General features: G+C 74.4%; 15 protein-coding genes. 8 read left to right on the forward strand and 7 right to left on the reverse strand.

All coding sequences use genetic code 11. The features are described 5' to 3' along the window. Nucleotides 1-67 precede the first annotated feature (67 nt). Both ACZ46W_RS12530 and ACZ46W_RS12535 read left to right on the forward strand, forming a co-directional pair. A complete protein-coding gene (locus ACZ46W_RS12530; RefSeq protein ID WP_468335566.1) occupies nt 68-1717 on the forward strand; it encodes an alkaline phosphatase D family protein in 1650 nt (549 codons plus the stop codon). Nucleotides 1718-1784: 67 nt separating this feature from the next. Beyond that, the gene (locus ACZ46W_RS12535; RefSeq protein ID WP_468335569.1) at nt 1785-3131 is read left to right on the forward strand and encodes a multidrug effflux MFS transporter; all 1347 of its coding nucleotides are present in this window, start codon (nt 1785-1787) and stop codon (nt 3129-3131) included. A 241-nt stretch (nt 3132-3372) separates the two neighbouring features. Here ACZ46W_RS12535 and ACZ46W_RS12540 read toward each other — a convergent pair whose 3' ends face one another. Further along, nucleotides 3373-4689 carry a hypothetical protein gene (locus ACZ46W_RS12540; RefSeq protein ID WP_468335572.1) on the reverse strand — a complete coding sequence of 439 codons (1317 nt, stop codon included), beginning with the start codon at nt 4687-4689 and terminating at the stop codon, nt 3373-3375. A gap of 131 nt (nt 4690-4820) precedes the next feature. Here ACZ46W_RS12540 and ACZ46W_RS12545 point away from each other — a divergent pair, with 131 nt between their 5' ends. Beyond that, complete coding sequence (locus ACZ46W_RS12545) at nt 4821-5810, forward strand: small ribosomal subunit Rsm22 family protein (protein WP_468335574.1); 990 nt, start codon at nt 4821-4823, stop codon at nt 5808-5810. Between the two features lie 112 nt (nt 5811-5922). Next, a complete protein-coding gene (locus ACZ46W_RS12550) occupies nt 5923-6459 on the forward strand; it encodes a hypothetical protein (protein ID WP_468335577.1) in 537 nt (178 codons plus the stop codon). A gap of 59 nt (nt 6460-6518) precedes the next feature. Here ACZ46W_RS12550 and ddaH read toward each other — a convergent pair whose 3' ends face one another. Further along, nucleotides 6519-7382 (reverse strand): dimethylargininase, encoded by an 864-nt coding sequence (gene ddaH, locus ACZ46W_RS12555; RefSeq protein WP_468335580.1) that lies wholly within the window; start codon nt 7380-7382, stop codon nt 6519-6521. A gap of 57 nt (nt 7383-7439) precedes the next feature. Continuing rightward, nucleotides 7440-7619 (reverse strand): DUF6243 family protein, encoded by a 180-nt coding sequence (locus ACZ46W_RS12560; protein WP_366129289.1) that lies wholly within the window; start codon nt 7617-7619, stop codon nt 7440-7442. Nucleotides 7620-7740: 121 nt separating this feature from the next. Here ACZ46W_RS12560 and ACZ46W_RS12565 point away from each other — a divergent pair, with 121 nt between their 5' ends. Then, nucleotides 7741-8358, forward strand: coding sequence for a TetR/AcrR family transcriptional regulator (locus ACZ46W_RS12565; RefSeq protein WP_468335584.1), 618 nt, complete (start codon nt 7741-7743; stop codon nt 8356-8358). A 202-nt stretch (nt 8359-8560) separates the two neighbouring features. Beyond that, nucleotides 8561-9298 carry a bifunctional DNA primase/polymerase gene (locus ACZ46W_RS12570; RefSeq protein ID WP_468335586.1) on the forward strand — a complete coding sequence of 246 codons (738 nt, stop codon included), beginning with the start codon at nt 8561-8563 and terminating at the stop codon, nt 9296-9298. 60 nt (nt 9299-9358) lie between these two features. On the opposite strand, the gene ACZ46W_RS12575 is transcribed toward ACZ46W_RS12570, so the two are convergent. The 4 genes from ACZ46W_RS12575 to ACZ46W_RS12590 form a co-directional block, all read right to left on the reverse strand. Continuing rightward, a complete protein-coding gene (locus tag ACZ46W_RS12575) occupies nt 9359-10354 on the reverse strand; it encodes an SCO2278 family lipoprotein (RefSeq protein WP_468335588.1) in 996 nt (331 codons plus the stop codon). A gap of 75 nt (nt 10355-10429) precedes the next feature. Beyond that, nucleotides 10430-11272 (reverse strand): heme ABC transporter ATP-binding protein, encoded by an 843-nt coding sequence (locus ACZ46W_RS12580; protein WP_468335591.1) that lies wholly within the window; start codon nt 11270-11272, stop codon nt 10430-10432. After that, complete coding sequence (locus tag ACZ46W_RS12585) at nt 11263-12330, reverse strand: FecCD family ABC transporter permease (protein WP_468335594.1); 1068 nt, start codon at nt 12328-12330, stop codon at nt 11263-11265. The genes ACZ46W_RS12580 and ACZ46W_RS12585 overlap by 10 nt, the downstream gene beginning before the upstream one ends. Further along, on the reverse strand, nt 12327-13349 hold the full coding sequence (locus tag ACZ46W_RS12590; protein WP_468335597.1) for a heme/hemin ABC transporter substrate-binding protein: 1023 nt from the start codon (nt 13347-13349) through the stop codon (nt 12327-12329). The genes ACZ46W_RS12585 and ACZ46W_RS12590 overlap by 4 nt, the downstream gene beginning before the upstream one ends. Before the next feature lie 93 nt (nt 13350-13442). On the opposite strand from ACZ46W_RS12590, the gene ACZ46W_RS12595 reads away from it, so the two are divergent. After that, nucleotides 13443-14828, forward strand: coding sequence for an HtaA domain-containing protein (locus tag ACZ46W_RS12595; RefSeq protein ID WP_468335600.1), 1386 nt, complete (start codon nt 13443-13445; stop codon nt 14826-14828). Between the two features lie 37 nt (nt 14829-14865). Then, nucleotides 14866-16407 (forward strand): HtaA domain-containing protein, encoded by a 1542-nt coding sequence (locus ACZ46W_RS12600; protein ID WP_468335603.1) that lies wholly within the window; start codon nt 14866-14868, stop codon nt 16405-16407. Nucleotides 16408-16420 lie beyond the last annotated feature (13 nt).

Here is a 16420-nt window from a genome sequence, read left to right on the forward strand (position 1 = left end):
GATGTTGTGTACCCGACAAGCAGTGCTACTGAGATGCCCCTGACACACACCATCAGGGGAGGGGCCCATGACACCCGCACACCGTTCCGGCGCCCGGCGGGAAGCCGAGCACGCACCCGAACTCCGCGCAGCCGCCCGCCACGTCGGCCGCCGCGGCTTCCTCACCGTCACCGGGGCCGCCGCCGCGCTCGCCTTCTCGGTGAACCTCCCGGGCAGCGCCCACGCCGCCGAGGCCGACCCCCGGCGGATCACGGAGGACCCGTTCACGCTCGGCGTGGCCTCCGGCGACCCGCTGCCCGGCTCCGTCCTGCTGTGGACGCGCCTCGCGCCCCGCCCCTACGAGCCCGGCAGCGGCATGCCCCGGGCCCGCGTCCAGGTCCGCTGGGAACTGGCCCACGACGAGCGGTTCACCCGGATCGTCAGACGCGGCCACGCCACCGCCCACCCCGAGCTCGACCACAGCGTCCACGCCGAGGTGTCCGGCCTCGACCCGGACCGCGTCTACCACTACCGCTTCCGCGCCGGCACCTGGATCAGCCCCGCCGGCCGCACCCGCACGGCGCCCCGCCCCGGCGCCCGCCCCGGCGAGCTGAGACTGGCCGCCGTCTCCTGCCAGGCCTACCACGACGGCTACTTCACCGCGTACCGCCACCTCGCCGACGAGGACCTCGACGCCGTCTTCCACCTCGGTGACTACCTGTACGAGTACGCCGTCAACGCCACCGGCGGCGCCCGCGCCTACACCGACCGCCGGCTCCCCGCCCACTTCAACCGCGAGACCATCACGCTGGAGGACTACCGGCTGCGCTACGGCCTGTACAAGTCCGACCCCGACCTGAAGGCCGCGCACGCCGCGCACCCCTTCGTCGTCACCTGGGACGACCACGAGACCGAGAACAACTACGCGGGCGGCACCCCGGAGAACGACGTACCGCCCGAGGAGTTCCTGCTGCGCCGGGCCGCCGCGTACCGCGCCTACTGGGAGAACCAGCCGCTGCGCACCCCCCAGCGGCCGGCCGGTCCCGACATGCGGCTGTACCGGCGGCTGAGGTTCGGGCGCCTCGCCCAGTTCGACATCCTCGACACCCGCCAGTACCGCTCCAACCAGGCCTACGGCGACGGCTGGCAGACCCCCGGCCCCGAGTCCGAGGACCCCTCGCGCACCATGACCGGCGCCGAGCAGGAACGCTGGTTGCTCGACGGCTGGCAGCAGTCCGACGCGGTGTGGAACGTCGTCCCCCAGCAGGTCACCTTCGCCCGGCGGCGCAACGTCCCCACCCCCGACTTCAAGCTCTCCATGGACGCCTGGGACGGCTACCCCGCCTCCCGGAGGCGCGTCCTGGACGGCGCGGCGGCGGCCGGGATCGAGAACCTCGTCGTCCTGACCGGCGACGTCCACGTGGGGTACGCCTTCGACCTCAAGGCCGACTTCGACGACCCGGCCTCGCGGACCGTCGGCACCGAGTTCGTCGCCACGTCCATCGCCAGCGGCAAGGACGGCGCCGACCGACCCGCCAACTGGGACAACCTCACCCGGGCCAACCCGCACCTGAAGTTCTACAACGGGCGGCGCGGCTACCTGACCGTCACCCTGACCGGCGAGCGCGCCCGGGCCGACTACCGGACCGTCTCCGCCGTGACGACGCCGGGCGCGCCGGTCACCACGGCCGCCTCGTTCGTCACCGAGGCGGGCGAGCCGGGCCTCAAGCCGGTGTGAAGTTTGAGGTTTCAACGACTGGCGTGGAGCTGAGAGCATAGGGCCGGACCCCACAACAGGAGATGAGATGCCGGAGAGCGGCCCGAGCACGCCAGGACACATACCGACCGAACGCCCGCAGGCCGCCACACCGGCCCCCGGCGCGCCCAGCGGCCCCCCTGGCGCCGGGGCGCCGCCCGCCGCCCCGCCCGCCGCCGCCCGGCGGGCGGGGCTGCTCGTGACGCTGGTCCTCGGCGGGCTCACCGCACTGCCGCCGCTGTCCATGGACATGTACCTCCCGGCCCTGCCGGAGGTCACCCGGGCCCTGCACGCCCCCGCCGCCACCATCCAGCTCACCCTCACCGCCTGCCTCGCCGGCATGGCGGCCGGCCAGCTCGTCGTCGGGCCGATGAGCGACAAGTGGGGGCGCCGCCGCCCGCTGCTCGTCGGCATGCTCGTCTACATCGCCGCCACCGCCGTCTGCGCCCTGGCGCCGACCCCCGAGCTGCTCATCGCCTTCCGGCTGCTCCAGGGCCTCGCCGGAGCGGCCGGCATCGTGATCGCCCGGGCCGTGGTCCGTGATCTGTACGACGGCGTCGAGATGGCCCGGTTCTTCTCCACCCTCATGCTGATCTCCGGGGCCGCCCCGATCGTCGCCCCGCTGATCGGCGGCCAGATCCTCCGGGTCACCGACTGGCGCGGGGTCTTCCACGCCCTCACCCTCGTCGGCGTCCTGCTCACGTTCGTCGTCTGGAAGTGGCTCGGCGAGACCCTCCCGCCCGCCCGGCGGCACGGCGGCGGGGTCGGCGAGGCGCTGCGCACCATGCGCGGACTGCTCGCCGACCGGGTCTTCTCCGGCTACATGCTCGCCGGCGGCCTGGCCTTCGCCGCGCTGTTCGCCTACATCTCGGCCAGCCCGTTCGTCGTCCAGGAGATCTACGGGGCTTCGCCCCAGACCTTCAGCCTGCTGTTCGGGGTCAACTCGGTCGGGCTCGTCGCGGTCGGCCAGATCAACGGCAAACTGCTGGTGGGCCGGGTCAGCTTGGACAAGGTGCTGGGCTTCGGCCTCGCGGTGATCGCCGTGGCCGCCGGTGCGCTGCTGCTGATGACCAGCGGGGTCTTCGGCCCCGTCGGCCTGGTGCCCGTCGCGGCCGGGCTGTTCGTCCTGATGTCGGCCATGGGCCTGGCGCTGCCCAACACCAATGCCCAGGCCCTGATGCGCACCCCGCACGCGGCCGGTTCCGCCTCCGCGCTGCTGGGTACGTCCTCGTTCCTGGTCGGCGCGGTGGCCTCCCCGCTCGTCGGCATCGCGGGCGAGGCGACGGCGGTCCCGATGGCCCTGGTCCAGCTCACGTGCGCACTGGCCGCCGTCGCCTGCTTCCTGGGCCTGTGCCGCCCATGGCGCAAGGACCCCCAGGAGCACCCGGCGCCCTAAGGGCACCCTGGGCCGAGGGACGACGCACGCCCCAGGGGGCGGCAGGACGGCTGCCCACGCCGCGCGGGGCCCGGGGACACAGCCGCCGTGTGATTGTGAGCCGTGCCGCGCGCCTCCGGGCCCCGGCCGCAGCCGCCGCGTGATCGTGAGCCGCGCCGCGCCGCGCGGTCGCAGGCGCACCGGAAGCGCGCGGCCGCACGCGCACCGGCGGCCCCACGGGGGCGGCAGGTCCGCTGGACCCTCAGCCGCGACGCGGGTAGCCGGTCAGGTGGACGCGGTCGCGCGCGTCCGTCCAGCGGAAGACGCCCACGCCCGCCACCTCCGCCGCCGGGAGCCGCACGCTCGGCGCGAGCGCTTCGGGTACCCCGGTCGCCAGGTTCACGGCGACCGGGGTGCCCCCGCCGGCCAGGGCGTCCGCCGCGCTGCGGGCACCGCTCGCGCCGTACGCCACGCCGCCGTCCGTGACGGTGGTCAGCGTGAGCGGCTTGGAACCGTCCGCCTCCTCGAAGCACCGGCCGGTCCGCGCGTCCAGGTCGAAGGCGAGGCTCCCGGCGATCAGGTACCGCCCGCCCGGCGACACCACCGCCTGCGGGTACTCACCCGGTTCGATCGCCGGCCTGCGGCACTCGGCCTTCACCAGCGGCCGGCCCGTGCGCGCCTCATGGACCGCCCAGATGTCGTGCGTGGCCGCCCGCGCCGCGCCCTTCCCGCCCTGCCACCGGGCCAGTACGTGCCCGGACGTCACCGAGGCGGGCACCCCGCTCGCGGGGTCCGCGCCCGCCGGAGCCCGGTCGCGGCTGAACCAGCCGCCCGGCACCCAGAAGCCCCGCGCACCGCTCACCAGCAGGCCCTTGGCCGTCACCCCGCGCACGGCGGTCAGCCGCCGGCACTCGGCGCAGCCCTTGGGGTGGCCCAGGCGCCGCGGCGGGACGACGCTCACCTCGCCGGTGTCGGGGGCGACGACGGCGCTCCTCGCCCGGCCGTCGCTGATCAGCACGCCCGGGCCGGTGCCGGTCACTATCGGTACGTCGGCCCAGGGCACCTCCACGCGCCGGCGGGAGCCGCCGGCCGCGTCGTACACGTCGAGCGACACGAAGCTGCCGGCCGTGGTCAGCGGGTCGTCGCCGGTCCGGCCGTACGACCAGGTCACGAAGTACTGCCGGTCCTCCTTGCCCACGGCCAGCAGCCCGGGAACGGCCTCCGGGTCGCCGAGCGGCCGCCAGGGCCTGCCCGTCCAGCCGTGGCGCCCGGTCCGGGCGTCGAGCGTGCGGAGGCGGTACTGGGTGCCGTTGACGCGCTCCAGGTACGCGATCACCCCGGTGGCGCGGGCGACGACGTACTCGGGGGACGGCCCCGTGACCTCCCAGCCCCGGGAGGTGTCGTACGCGCCGGGGACGGTGAGCCGGGTGACGGGGGCCGTGGCGGCCTTGCGCGAGGCCCCGGCCCCGGACGGCGGGGCGGTGGGCTTCCCGTCCGTACCGCAGGTGGCGAGGAGGACCAGCAGGGCCAGGACGGCCGTACCGGCCACCAGGGCCATGCGCACGATCCTCTGTCTCATGGTCCCCCACCCGGTCCGACGGGCGGCCAGCGTAGCAACTGCCGCACGCCGCCGAGCAGTTCGCGGCACACGGGGCCGGGGCCGTTTCCGGCCGTTCCGGAGGGCCCGGCCCGCCCGCCTACCATGTATCGGTGAACGCCCACCTCTCCACCGCGGAAGCCCTGCGCAGCGCCCTCGCCGGGCTGCTCGACGGGCTCCCGCCGACGCAGGCGGCGCAGGCCGTGGACCGGCTGATCGCCCACTACCGGGGCCACGTCCCGACCGACGCGCCGGTGCTGCGCGACCGCTCCGACGTCGCCGCCTACGCCGCGTACCGGATGCCCGCGACCTTCGAGGCCGTACGGGCCGCGCTGGACGCGCTGCGGGAGGCCGCCCCGGAGTGGGTGCCGGGCACGCACACCGACATCGGCGGCGGGACGGGCGCGGCGAGCTGGGCGGTCGCCGAAGCGTGGGACGCCGCGGCGCGCACCACCGTGCTGGACTGGGCCGAGCCGGCCCTGGTGCTGGGCCGTGAGCTGGCGGCCGCGTCGGGCATCCCGTCCCTGGCCGGCGCCACGTGGCAGCGCGCCCGGATCGGCGCGGCGCTGCGCGTGGAGAGCACCGACCTTGTCACCGTGTCGTACGTCCTCAACGAGCTCACCGAGCCCGACCGCACCGCCCTCGTCACCGAGGCCGCCCGGGCCGCCCGTGCCGTCGTGATCGTCGAACCGGGCACCCCCGACGGCTACGCCCGGATCATCGCCGCCCGCGACCTGCTGATCGCCGCCGGGATGACCATCGCCGCGCCCTGCCCCCACAGCGGTGCGTGCCCCATCGAACCGGGCACCGACTGGTGTCACTTCGCCGCCCGCGTCAGCCGCTCCTCCCTGCACCGCCAGGTCAAGGGCGGCTCCCTGGCGTACGAGGACGAGAAGTTCTCCTACGTCGTGGCCACCCGGTTCCCGGTCGTCCCCGCGCCGGCCCGGGTCACCCGCAAGCCCCAGATCCGCAAGGGGCAGGTCCTGCTGGAGCTGTGCACCGAGGCGGACGGGCTGCGCCGTGACACGGTGACCAAGCGGCACGGCACCCTCTACAAGGCGGCCCGCGACGCCGCCTGGGGGGACGAGTGGCCGCCCCGCTGACGGGGTGACAGCGCGGGACCACGCGGGTGATGTCGTGCCGCTGGCAATTGCCCAGGGGGCCGTCGCGGAGTTGAGGTGGGCTCGTTCGCGCTCCTCACTCCCTGGAGGTTCCATGCTGCGAGGTCCCATGCCGGGCACCCGCTCCCGCGCCCGGCTTCTCACCGGCGGCGTGCTGGCCGCCGCCACCGCGATGCTCGCCACCACCGCCCTGACCTTCACCGCCGAGGCGGCCCCCAAGCCGACCCCGAAGGACACGAAGGACTCGGTGAAGGTGCTCGACTGGCTCGCGGTCAAGCAGTCCGACAGCAAGCCGGAGCGGCTGCGCGTCGGCGCGGACTGGACCGTGCACTCGCACCTCTACACCAACCGGAAGGGCAGGCCCGGCAAGAAGATCGGCGAGGCCTCGGCGCACTGCAGCGTCGTCGACCTCAGGCGCCACGGCCACGTCGCCCTGTGCCACCGGGTGCTGCGCACCGACGACGGCAGCATCAGCCTGAGCGACAGCATCGACCGCGTCGGCCGCCATCCGCACGGCGGGCGCTCGGCGATCACCGGCGGCACCGGGAAGTACGTCGACGCCGAGGGCCAGGCGGAGATCACCTTCTTCGACGGCGGCCTCGCCCGCTTCCGCCTCCTGCTCGACGACTGAGCCCGTACGGCGAAGGGGCCGGACCCGGCGGGTCCGGCCCCCTGCCGTGGGGCCACCGGTCAGGCGCGCAGCTCCTGCGTACAGCACTTCACGCTGCCGCCGCCCTTGAGCAGCTCGCCCAGGTCCATGCCGATCGGCTCGAAGCCGCGTTCGCGCAGCGGCCCGAACAGCCCCACCGCGGCCTGCGGCAGCAGCACGTGTCTGCCGTCGCTCACCGCGTTCAGCCCGAGCGCCGCCGCGTCCTCCTCCTCGGCGATCAGCGCGTCGGGGAAGAGCCGGCGCAGCACCGAACGGCTTCCGGGGGAGAACGCGCCGGGGTAGTACATGATCTCGTCGGCGGCGTCGTCCAGGACACACAGCGCCGTGTCGAGGTGGTAGTACCGGGGGTCCACCAGGTCCAGCCCGATCACCGGCCGCCCGAAGAACTCCTGTGCCTCGTCGTGCGACAGGGGACTGGAACGGAAGCCGCGCCCGGCCAGGATGTAGGAGGCGGTGACGGCGAAGTCGCCCTCGCCCTCGTTGACGTGGTCGGGTTCGTGGACGTCGGTGAAGCCGTGCGCCCGGAACCACTCCCGGTGCACCGCGGCCTCGGCGGCGCGCTCGGCGAAGGCGAACCGGGCGCCGAGCACCCGTCCGTCGATGACGGTGGCGCCATTGGCGGCGAACACCATGTCGGGCAGGTCGATCCGGGGTTCCAGCAGCTCGACGGTGTGGCCGAGGGACACGTACCGGTCCCGCAGGTCTTCCCATTGGGTCAGGGCGAGCGGCAGGTCGACCGGTTTCGCCGGGTCCATCCAGGGGTTGATGGAGTACGTCACCTTGAAGTGCGCGGGTGGGCACATCAGGTAGCGGCGGGGTGTGGCGTCACGAGGCAAAGAAGGCTCCTCACGGACGGCGGCGCACGGTGTGTGCGTGGATGCCATGGTGCGCCGTGAGGAGCCTTCGCGCAGTGGTCCGTACGGGTGAGTTCACCCGAGCGCTCACGAGGCGTCGGGTGTCGTACGTCCTTCCTTCAGCTTCCGCAGCAACTCCCGCTTCTGGGCGGCCGGGTCGATGCCGCGGCCGATGCCGCCGCCTTCGCCGCCGCGCAGCGCCCGGCGGGACAGCTTCTTGCGGGTACCGCCGACACCGAGCATGTTTCCTGCTCCACCACGGGGCATGGGTGGGCTCCCTTCCGTCGTGCGTTCGTCCGTCTCGCTGACGTACTCAAGAGTGGACGAGACGTATCGTCTTGTCAAGAGACGATACGTCTCGCCTCGCCCTCCTGCTAGATTGAGACGCATGGCTGAGACCAAGGCACCCGACTCCACGCGCCGCAGCGAGCGCTCCCGTCGCGCGATCTACGACGCCGCCCTCGCCCTCGTCGGCGAGGTCGGCTACGCCAGGACCACCATCGAGGGCATCGCGGCCCGCGCCGGGGTCGGCAAGCAGACCATCTACCGCTGGTGGCCCTCCAAGGCGGCCGTCCTCCTGGAGGCCTTCGTCGACCTCGGCGTCCAGGCCAACGAGGCGCTCGGCGGCGACGAGAACAGCGGCATCCCGGACACCGGTGACCTCGAAGCCGACCTCAAGTACGTACTGCGCGCCACGGTCGACGAGATGAACGACCCCACCTACGACGCCCCCTCCCGGGCGCTCGCCGCCGAGGGCGTGGTCGACCCCGAGCTGGGCGCCCGGTTCGTCGAGCAACTGCTGGAACCGCAGCTCCAGCTCTACGTCAAGCGGCTGACCGCCGCCCGGGAGGCGGGCCACGTCCGCCCCGAGATCGACCCGCGCATCGCCCTGGAGCTCTTCGTCGGCCCGCTCGCCCACCGCTGGCTGCTGCGCACCGAGCCGCTCACCCACGCCTACGCGGACAAGCTCGTCGAGTACGCCCTGTACGGCCTCGCCCCCCGGTGAGCCCGGCCCCCGGTCGTGGAGCTCCTCACGCTCGGCGGTCCGCGGCGGGGTACGAATCACCTCATAAGCGAGCAATGCGACCGGTTCGGCGGCGTCCCGGCACCGGTCACCCTCCCCCGGTTGGGGACTCCGGTCACCGGAGGCGCCGGATGGTGGGACCATGGCAGGGACCGCAGGGCCTGGCAGAGGTGTGAGGGGATAGATGGGCGACGGTATCGGCCGCTACCGCGGCACGGAGAACAAACTCGCGCAGTGGCTGCGCCGGCGCCCGAGGAAGACCGCCGCCGAGGCCCCGAGCCGCGAAGATCTGCTCCGGGCCACCGCCGCCGCAGGCCTGCCGCTCGCCCCCGCCGCCCACCCCGTCGGCTACCGGTGTTCGTGCGAGCGCATCGGCTGTCCCACGCCGGCCCGCCATCCCCTCTCCTTCGCCTGGCAGACCCAGTCCACCACCGACCGCGCCCAGATCGAGCGGTGGGCCCAGGGCCAGCCGCAGGCCAACTTCATCACCGCGACCGGCATGGTCCACGACGTCCTCGACGTTCCGCTGGAGGCCGGTCGCGCCGCGTTGGAGCGGCTGCTCGGCGAGGGCGTCGACGTCGGCCCGGTCGCCGAGTCCGGCGACGGCCGGATGCTGTTCTTCACCGCCACCCGCGGCACCCCCGAGGACGAGGACGAGTGGTGGCCGTGCGAACTGGACTGCCACCCCGAGACGATGGACGAGCACCCGGGACTGCGCTGGCACTGCCGCGGCTCCTACGTCCTCGTACCGCCCGCCCGCCTTCCCGGTGAGCTGGGCGTCGCCTGGGTACGCGGCCCGGAGCACCCGCTGCCGGACCCGCTGACCCTGCTGGAGGCGCTCACCGACGCGTGCGCGCGCCACGCCGACCAGTACGACGAGCACGACGACCACCACTCGGTGGCCTGGCCGCTCAGCCGGTAGGTCACCGGAGCGCGGGGCCGGGAGTTTCGGCGCCCGGAGCGCTACGAACGCGTCCGAGCGCTACGAACCCGTCGCCGACGTCACGCCCTGGAGCCGGCTCACGACGGTCACCTGGTCCGACTGCGCACCGGCCGGCTTCACCAGCACCGCCTGGCTGGAGACCCACTCCTTGGTGAGGGTGCTCTTGACCTCGCCGGTCATCAGCGCCCGCACGTCCGGGTTCACCTTCGGCCGGTAGCCCTTGGCCGCCACCTGACGGTCGTAGAACCGCGTCGCGAAGAAGACCAGCGCGCCGCCGTCCTCGGTGGTCAGCCCGAGCGGGGCGTAGTCACCGGTGTCCAGCGGCTGGTCCACGTACTGGGTGGCCAGCCCGGGCCGCTTGGCGAGGCTCGCCCGCTCGTCGCGCCACATCGAGGTGTGCGGCCCGGCGGCGAAGTGGGCGGGCTTCCCGGTCTGGAGGTACGTGGAGTACTCCTCGCTCAGGTTCTTCGGCGCCACCGCGAGGGCGGCCGAGTCCGGTTCGGCGGGCTGGGCCCAGCCGTCCTGGTCCGTCCTGAACCGCGGCACCCCGCCGGCGGGCAGGATCTGCAAGTACGCGACCTCCCACAACTGGTCGGGGCCGTTGCGGACGAAGACCAGCACCCAGCGGGTGTCGTCGGCGCCCTGGTCGGCGTCCCGGTTGGAGTCGGTGTCCGCGACGAACCAGCGGGGCCAGCCCGCCTTCTTCGGTATGGCGTACCGGGCGTCGGTGAGCTCCAGCGGCCGGTGGCCGGGGTTGCCGCCCGGGCTGGTGATGCTGCGGGCCTTCAGCCCGGCCTGGTTGATGGCCCCCAGCGCGCCGGTGACCCGGCCCGCGTCGAGGGCGGGGTCGTAGGCCTTGTCCGCCTTGTTGTACGCCTCGGTGAAATCCTTCAGCGCCTGCGCGGCCTCGTCCTTCGTCGCCGTCGGCACGACCTCCAGCTCGCCGTGCACCGTCACGCACCCGCTCGCCGTCAGCGCCAGCACCGCCGTCGCCGCGAGCGCCGCCGCCACCCGCCCTGGGACCCGCCTTCTCATCGGTTGCCTCTGCTCCTCGACCCCCACATGACCGTCCGAACCCTACCGGGGTCCGGAGCGGACGGAGCGCCGGGTTCAGCTTCCCTCCGCCCGGTCCCGTACCGGGACGACGAGCGGCGCACCGCCGCGCGGGTGCGGCAGCACCTCGACCGGCTGCCGGTAGACCGCGCTGAGCAGTTCGCCGCGCAGCACCTCGCCCGGTGGCCCGTCCGCCACGATCCGCCCGCCGTCGAGGACGACCACCCGGTCCGCGTACGCGGCGGCCAGGCCCAGGTCGTGCAGGACGACCACCACCGCGTCCCCGGCGGCCGCCCGCTCCCGGCACAGCCGCAGCACCAGCTCCTGGTGGCGCAGGTCCAGGGCCGCCGTCGGCTCGTCCAGCAGCAACAGCGGCGCCCGCTGGGCCAGCACCCGGGCCAGCGCGACCCGCGCCCGCTCGCCCCCGGACAGCGCCGGGAACGGCCGCCCGGCCAGGGCGTCGACCTCGGTGGCGGCCATCGCCGCGGCGACGGCCTCCTCGTCCTGCTCCTCGCACCCCGTCCCCGCCCACGGCGCCCGGCCCATGCGGACCACCTCCGCGACCGGGAACGGGAACGCCAGCGTGGCCGCCTGGGGCAACACCGCCCGCCGCAGCGCCAGTTCCGCCGCGCCCCACTCGCCGACGGCACGCCCCCCGATCCGCACCTCGCCCGCCGCGCACACCAGGTCCCCGGCCAGCGCGCCCAACAGGGACGACTTCCCCGCCCCGTTGGGCCCCACCAGCGCCAGCACCTCACCGGCCCGTACGGCGGCGTCCACCCCGCCCAGGACGTCCCGGGCCCCGAGCCGTACCCGTACCGCACGTGCCTCGGCCACCACCGTGCCGGGGGAGACGGGCTCCGGCAGTTCGCGCCTCCGTCGTGGGAACCTCACGCCCAACCACCCTGCCTCCGCCGCGTCCTGCGCAGCAGCCAGAAGAAGAACGGGCTGCCGAGCAGCGCGGTCAGCACGCCCAGCGGCAGCTCCGCCGGGGCCGCGACCGTGCGCGCCGCCAGGTCCGCCGCCACCAGCACCACCGCCCCGCCCAGCGCGCTGCCCGGCACCAGGAACCGGTGACCCGGCCCCGCCGCCATCCGCAGCAGGTGCGGCACCACCAGGCCCACGAACGTGATGACGCCCGCCACGGCGACCGCGGCCGCCGTCAGCAGCGCCACCACCAGGATCAGCACCACACGCAGCCGCTCCACGTCCACGCCCAGGTGCCGGGCCGGGCGTTCGCCGAGCGCCAGCAGGTCCAGTCGCCGGGCGTACGGCGGTGCGAGCGCCAGGCCCACCAGCGCGCACGGCAGCACCGCCAGCACCTTGGGCCAAGTCGCCTGCGCCAGCGAGCCGAGCTGCCAGAAGGTGATCTGGGTGAGCTGCGCGTTGTCGGCGAAGAACACGAACAGCCCGATGAGCGCGCCCGCGAACGCGTTCACCGCGATCCCGGTGAGGATCAGGGTCACCACCTCCGTACGGCCGCCCTCGCGCGACATCGCGTACACCAGCAGCACGGTGGCGAGTCCGGCCGCGAACGCGCACGCCGAGACCGTCCACGTACCGAGGAAGCTCCAGCCCAGCGCGATGGACCCGACCGCGCCCACCGCCGCCCCCGCCGAGATGCCGATGACGCCCGGCTCGGCGAGCGGGTTGCCGAACACGCCCTGCGTCAGCGCGCCCGCGCAGCCCAGCGAGGCGCCGACGAGCAGCGCCAGCACCACGCGGGGGAGGCGGATGTTCCACAGGACGCTCTCGGCGGACCGCTCCAGCGCGTGACCGCCGATGCCGACGCGGTTCCGTACGGAGGCGAGGACGTCGCCGAGCGGGATGTCGTACGCCCCGAGCCCCGCCGACAGCAGGGCGAGCAGCAGCAGGGCGGCGAGCATCGCGACGGTGAGGAGCCAGGTCGTGCGGGCGGTGGCGCGGACGGCGGTGGGGGCGGTGGCGCGGGTGGTCACTTCACGCCGTCCCCGCCGTGGAGCTGCTCCACCAGCGACTCCAGCACCTGGTCCGTCCTCGGCCCGTAGTTGAGCAGGACGCCGTCGTCGATGGCGACGATCCGGCGGTCCATGCCGGCCGGGGTCTCGGCGACGCCCGGCACCTTGAGCAGCCCGTCGACGCCGCCCACCGAGTCGAGGCCCTTGCGCATCACCAGCAGCGCGTCGGGCGCTGCTTTGGCCAGCGCCTCGCTGGTGATCGCGGTGAAGTCCTTGGTCAGGCCGGACTCCTTGCCGGCGTCGACCGCTCCGGCCGCCTCCAGCAGAGAGCTCGCCCCCGACTCGCGGCCGCCCAGCAGATAGACGGAGGCCGAGCCACGGAGATAGAGGAACGCCACTCGCGGCTTGTCATGCCCGCGCGCCGGGATCTTCTTCCGTACGGCGCCGACGCGCGCCTGCGTGCGGGACTTCAGCGCGGTGCCGGCGGCGGGGACGCCGAGCGCCGCCGCGACGGCGTCGATGCGCGGGCCGATGTCGGCCAGGGTCTTGGCGGGCTTCACGACGACGAGCGGGACGCCCGCGTCCCGGATCTGGGAGAGGGCTTCGGCGGGGCCCGTGGTGGTGTCGGCGAGGACGACGGTCGGTTTCAGGGACAGGACGCTCTCGGCGGAGACGTCATGACCGCGCGTCACCACGGGGAGTGAGGCGGCCTGTTCGAAGGTGGCGGTGATGTCGCGGGCCACGACGTGCTCACCGAGCCCGAGCGTGAAGACGATCTCGTTGAGCGAGCCGGTGAGCGGCACGATCCGGTCGGCGGAGGTGATGGTGACCCGCCTGCCGTCGGCCGAGGGGACGGTGACGGGCAGTCGGCGCGGTGCGGCGGGCGTGGTGAGCGGTTCGACGCGGTCGGGCGCGGCGGCGGACCCGGCCCTCAGGTCCGTACCGCCGCTGTCGCCGCCGCTTCCGCCGCAGCCGGTGAGGGTGAGGGCGAGCGCCGATACGGCCGATATGAGGGCGCCGGTCAGGCGGGATCTGCGCACCGAAGCACCGTCCTGTCGTCTCTTGTTGTTTCCGTCGCGCGGACGTAGCTTAGGTTAGCCTTACCTCAGTGGCCAGCCCTAGGAGGGGGATCCATGCCGCCGTCGTCCAGACCGGCCCGCATCCACGCGCGCGTGTCGGTCCGCGCACTCGCCGCCACCCTGGTCGCGGTCCTCGCCGCCGTGCTGCTCCCGGCCGGCACGGCACACGCGGCGGACCGCACGGTGCGGGGCGGACGGCTCGACTGGGGCATCAAGTCCTCCTTTCAGAGCTACGTCACCGGGCCCATCGCCCAAGGGAGTTGGAGCCTGACGGGCGGTGCCGCGACGACCGGCGGCAGCCGGTTCCGGTTCCACTCCGCCCAGGGCTCGTACGACCCGGACAGCGGTGCCTTCGAGGCCGCCTTCTCCGGCGGAGTGCACTTCCTCGGCCACCGCGAGCCGGACGGGACGCACCGACTCGACCTCACCGTCGGCCGCCCCCGTGTCCGTGCCGAGAACGGCAAGGGCACCCTGTACGCTGACGTGGGCGGGCAGACCGTCCCGTTCGCCTCCCTCGACCTGTCCGGCATCGACATGCGGGGCGGCGGCTCACCGATCGTCCTCGACTCCGTTGCGGCCACGCTCACCGCCGAGGGCGCGCGGGCCTTCGCCGGGTACTACGCGGCGGGCACGCCACTGGACCCGGTGAGCCTGTCGGTGGACGTCCAGGCACCTCCCCGGCCCACGCCCACCCCGTCGGTGTCCCCGTCCCCGTCCCCATCCCCGTCCGCTCCGCCCCCTGCTCCGTCCGCGACCACGCAGCCCTCCCCGGGCGCCTTCCGGGACGCGGCCGTCGACTGGGGCGTACGCCGCACCTTCCGCGAGTACGTCACCGGTCCCGTCGCCAAGGGCCGCTGGACCCTGAGCGGGGGCGCCCAGGACGGCGGCGCACTGTTCCGCTTCCCGCGCGGCACGGGCACGTACGACCCGCGTGACGGCACCCTGGACGCCGACTTCGCGGGCGGCGTCCGCTTCACCGGCAGCGACCTGGACCTGACCCTCACGGCGGTCACCGTCCACGTGAGGGGCGGCCGCGGCACGCTGAGCGCCGACGTCACCAGCGCCGGCCGGACCGAAAAGGCGGTCCCGCTGGTCACCTTCGCGGCCGGGCGCCTCGCCCCGGCCAACGGCCTCGCGGCCGTCACGGAGGCGCCCGCGACCCTCACCGCACGAGGGGCGGAGGCGTTCGGCGGCATGTACCGGGTCGGCACCGCGATGGACCCCGTCTCGCTCGCCGTCGCCGTCGGCGCGACGGCCCGCGTGCCCGCCCTGCCGGACCTGGGCAGCGACACCCCGCCGCCCACCGCCGCCCCCCGTGCCGGCACGGAGTCCGAAGAGGGCACCCACCTCGCCCTTGCCGCCGTCGTGCTGCTCGTCGCCGTGCTCGCCGCGCTCACCGCGTACGCCGTCGTACGCCGACGCCGTACGCGCGCCCACTGACCCCCCTTTCGGCCACCCCCCGAGGAGACCAACGACCATGCGCTCCACAGCCCTTGCCACCGCCGTCGCCACGGCGGCCGTGCTCGGCCCGATCGCCCTCGCGATGCCCGTGGCGGCGGCCGGTCCCGCCGCGACCGACCCCGCCGCGGCCGCACCCGCGGCGGCCGCACCCGCACGGGAACTCAAGGACGGCACACTGGACTGGGGCTTCAAGGAGTCCTTCCGAAAGTACCTCGCCTCGCCCTTCGCGCACGGCCGCATCACCGTCGAGGACGGCGCCGAACAGGCCCCGGACAACGGGCCCTTCACATTCGTCGACGGCACCGGAACGTACGACCCGGGCACGCACGCCACCAGCAACACCTTCCGGGGCAGCGTCCGCTTCGAGGCACACCAGGGCGTCCTCGACATCAAGCTCTCCGACCTGAGGCTCTCCACCAAGGGCTCGGCCGCGCCGACCGGCGAGATCACCGCTGACGTCGTGGCCAAGAACAAGGACGGTGTCGTCGAGACGAAGCAGGACGTCGCCATCGCGGCGCTCGACATGACGGGCATACGGCCGGGCCAGGGGCAGGGCGGTGCCATGGTCTTCAAGGACATCCCCGCCAAGCTGACCAAGGGCGGCGCGGAGGCGTTCGCCGGTTACTACAAGGAGGGCGACCGACTGGACCCGGCGACCCTGACGGTGCGCCAGGCCGCCACGCCGACCCCCACCCCCACCCCCACCCCCACCCCGACGCCCAAGCCCACCCCCACGCCGACCGCGACGGCGACGGCCGCACCGACCGTGACGGCGACACCGACCACCGCGCCCAGGCCCACCTCGTCACCCGCCGCGCCCGCCTCCCACGTCGTCGGCGGCAGGCTGACCTGGGGCGTCAAGCAGTCCTGGCGTACGTACGTCACCGAGACCTGCGGCGGTACGGTCACGCCCGCCGGGGGCGCCGCCGCGAACGGCACCGCGTACGACTTCCGCTTCGGCCGGGCCGACGTGGACGCGAAGGCCCGTACCGTCGACGCCGCGTTCGAGGGCAGCCTGCGCTTCGCGTGCGCCGCGCACACCATCGACTGGACCATCGGGGACGTGCGGATCCAGGCGTCCGGCGGCCGCGGCACGCTGCTCGCGGACGTCACCACCGCCAAGGGCACCAAGAACGACGTGAAGTTCGCCGACCTCGATCTGGCCGAGGCCGACTACGCGGCGGCGAACGGTGTCGTGTCCCTCCGGGACGTCCCGGCCACCCTCACCGCCGACGGCGCGGCGCAGTTCGCCGGGCCGGGCGGCGAGGCGTTCTACAAGCCGGGTACCGCGATCGACCCCGTGACGGTGGTGCTCTCGCTCGACGAGGCGGCCACCCTGCCGCCCGCGACGGGCGGGGCGACGTCCGGCGGCGGCACCGTGGGCGGAAGCACCGTGGGCGGCGGCACGGTGGGCGGAAGCGCCGTCGGCGGCGCGTCCGGCTCCCTGGCCACGACCGGCGCCGGTCTTCCCGCCGCTTCCGTGCCGGCCGCCGCCGCGGCGACGGTCGTGGCGGGCGCCGCCATGGTGTTCGCGGTACGCCGCCGCCGTACCGCCTGACCGGTTACGGGCC

The organism is Streptomyces sp. NPDC031064, from assembly GCF_055570965.1.

Coding starts and splice junctions, on each gene's coding strand:
- ACZ46W_RS12540 (WP_468335572.1), bottom strand. CDS start 4,689: ATGAGACAGAGGATCGTGCGCATGGCCCTGGTGGCCGGTACGGCCGTC.
- ACZ46W_RS12595 (WP_468335600.1), top strand. CDS start 13,443: ATGCCGCCGTCGTCCAGACCGGCCCGCATCCACGCGCGCGTGTCGGTC.
- ACZ46W_RS12550 (WP_468335577.1), top strand. CDS start 5,923: ATGCTGCGAGGTCCCATGCCGGGCACCCGCTCCCGCGCCCGGCTTCTC.
- ACZ46W_RS12570 (WP_468335586.1), top strand. CDS start 8,561: ATGGGCGACGGTATCGGCCGCTACCGCGGCACGGAGAACAAACTCGCG.
- ACZ46W_RS12565 (WP_468335584.1), top strand. CDS start 7,741: ATGGCTGAGACCAAGGCACCCGACTCCACGCGCCGCAGCGAGCGCTCC.
- ddaH (WP_468335580.1), bottom strand. CDS start 7,382: ATGGCATCCACGCACACACCGTGCGCCGCCGTCCGTGAGGAGCCTTCT.
- ACZ46W_RS12560 (WP_366129289.1), bottom strand. CDS start 7,619: ATGCCCCGTGGTGGAGCAGGAAACATGCTCGGTGTCGGCGGTACCCGC.
- ACZ46W_RS12575 (WP_468335588.1), bottom strand. CDS start 10,354: ATGAGAAGGCGGGTCCCAGGGCGGGTGGCGGCGGCGCTCGCGGCGACG.
- ACZ46W_RS12535 (WP_468335569.1), top strand. CDS start 1,785: ATGCCGGAGAGCGGCCCGAGCACGCCAGGACACATACCGACCGAACGC.
- ACZ46W_RS12600 (WP_468335603.1), top strand. CDS start 14,866: ATGCGCTCCACAGCCCTTGCCACCGCCGTCGCCACGGCGGCCGTGCTC.
- ACZ46W_RS12530 (WP_468335566.1), top strand. CDS start 68: ATGACACCCGCACACCGTTCCGGCGCCCGGCGGGAAGCCGAGCACGCA.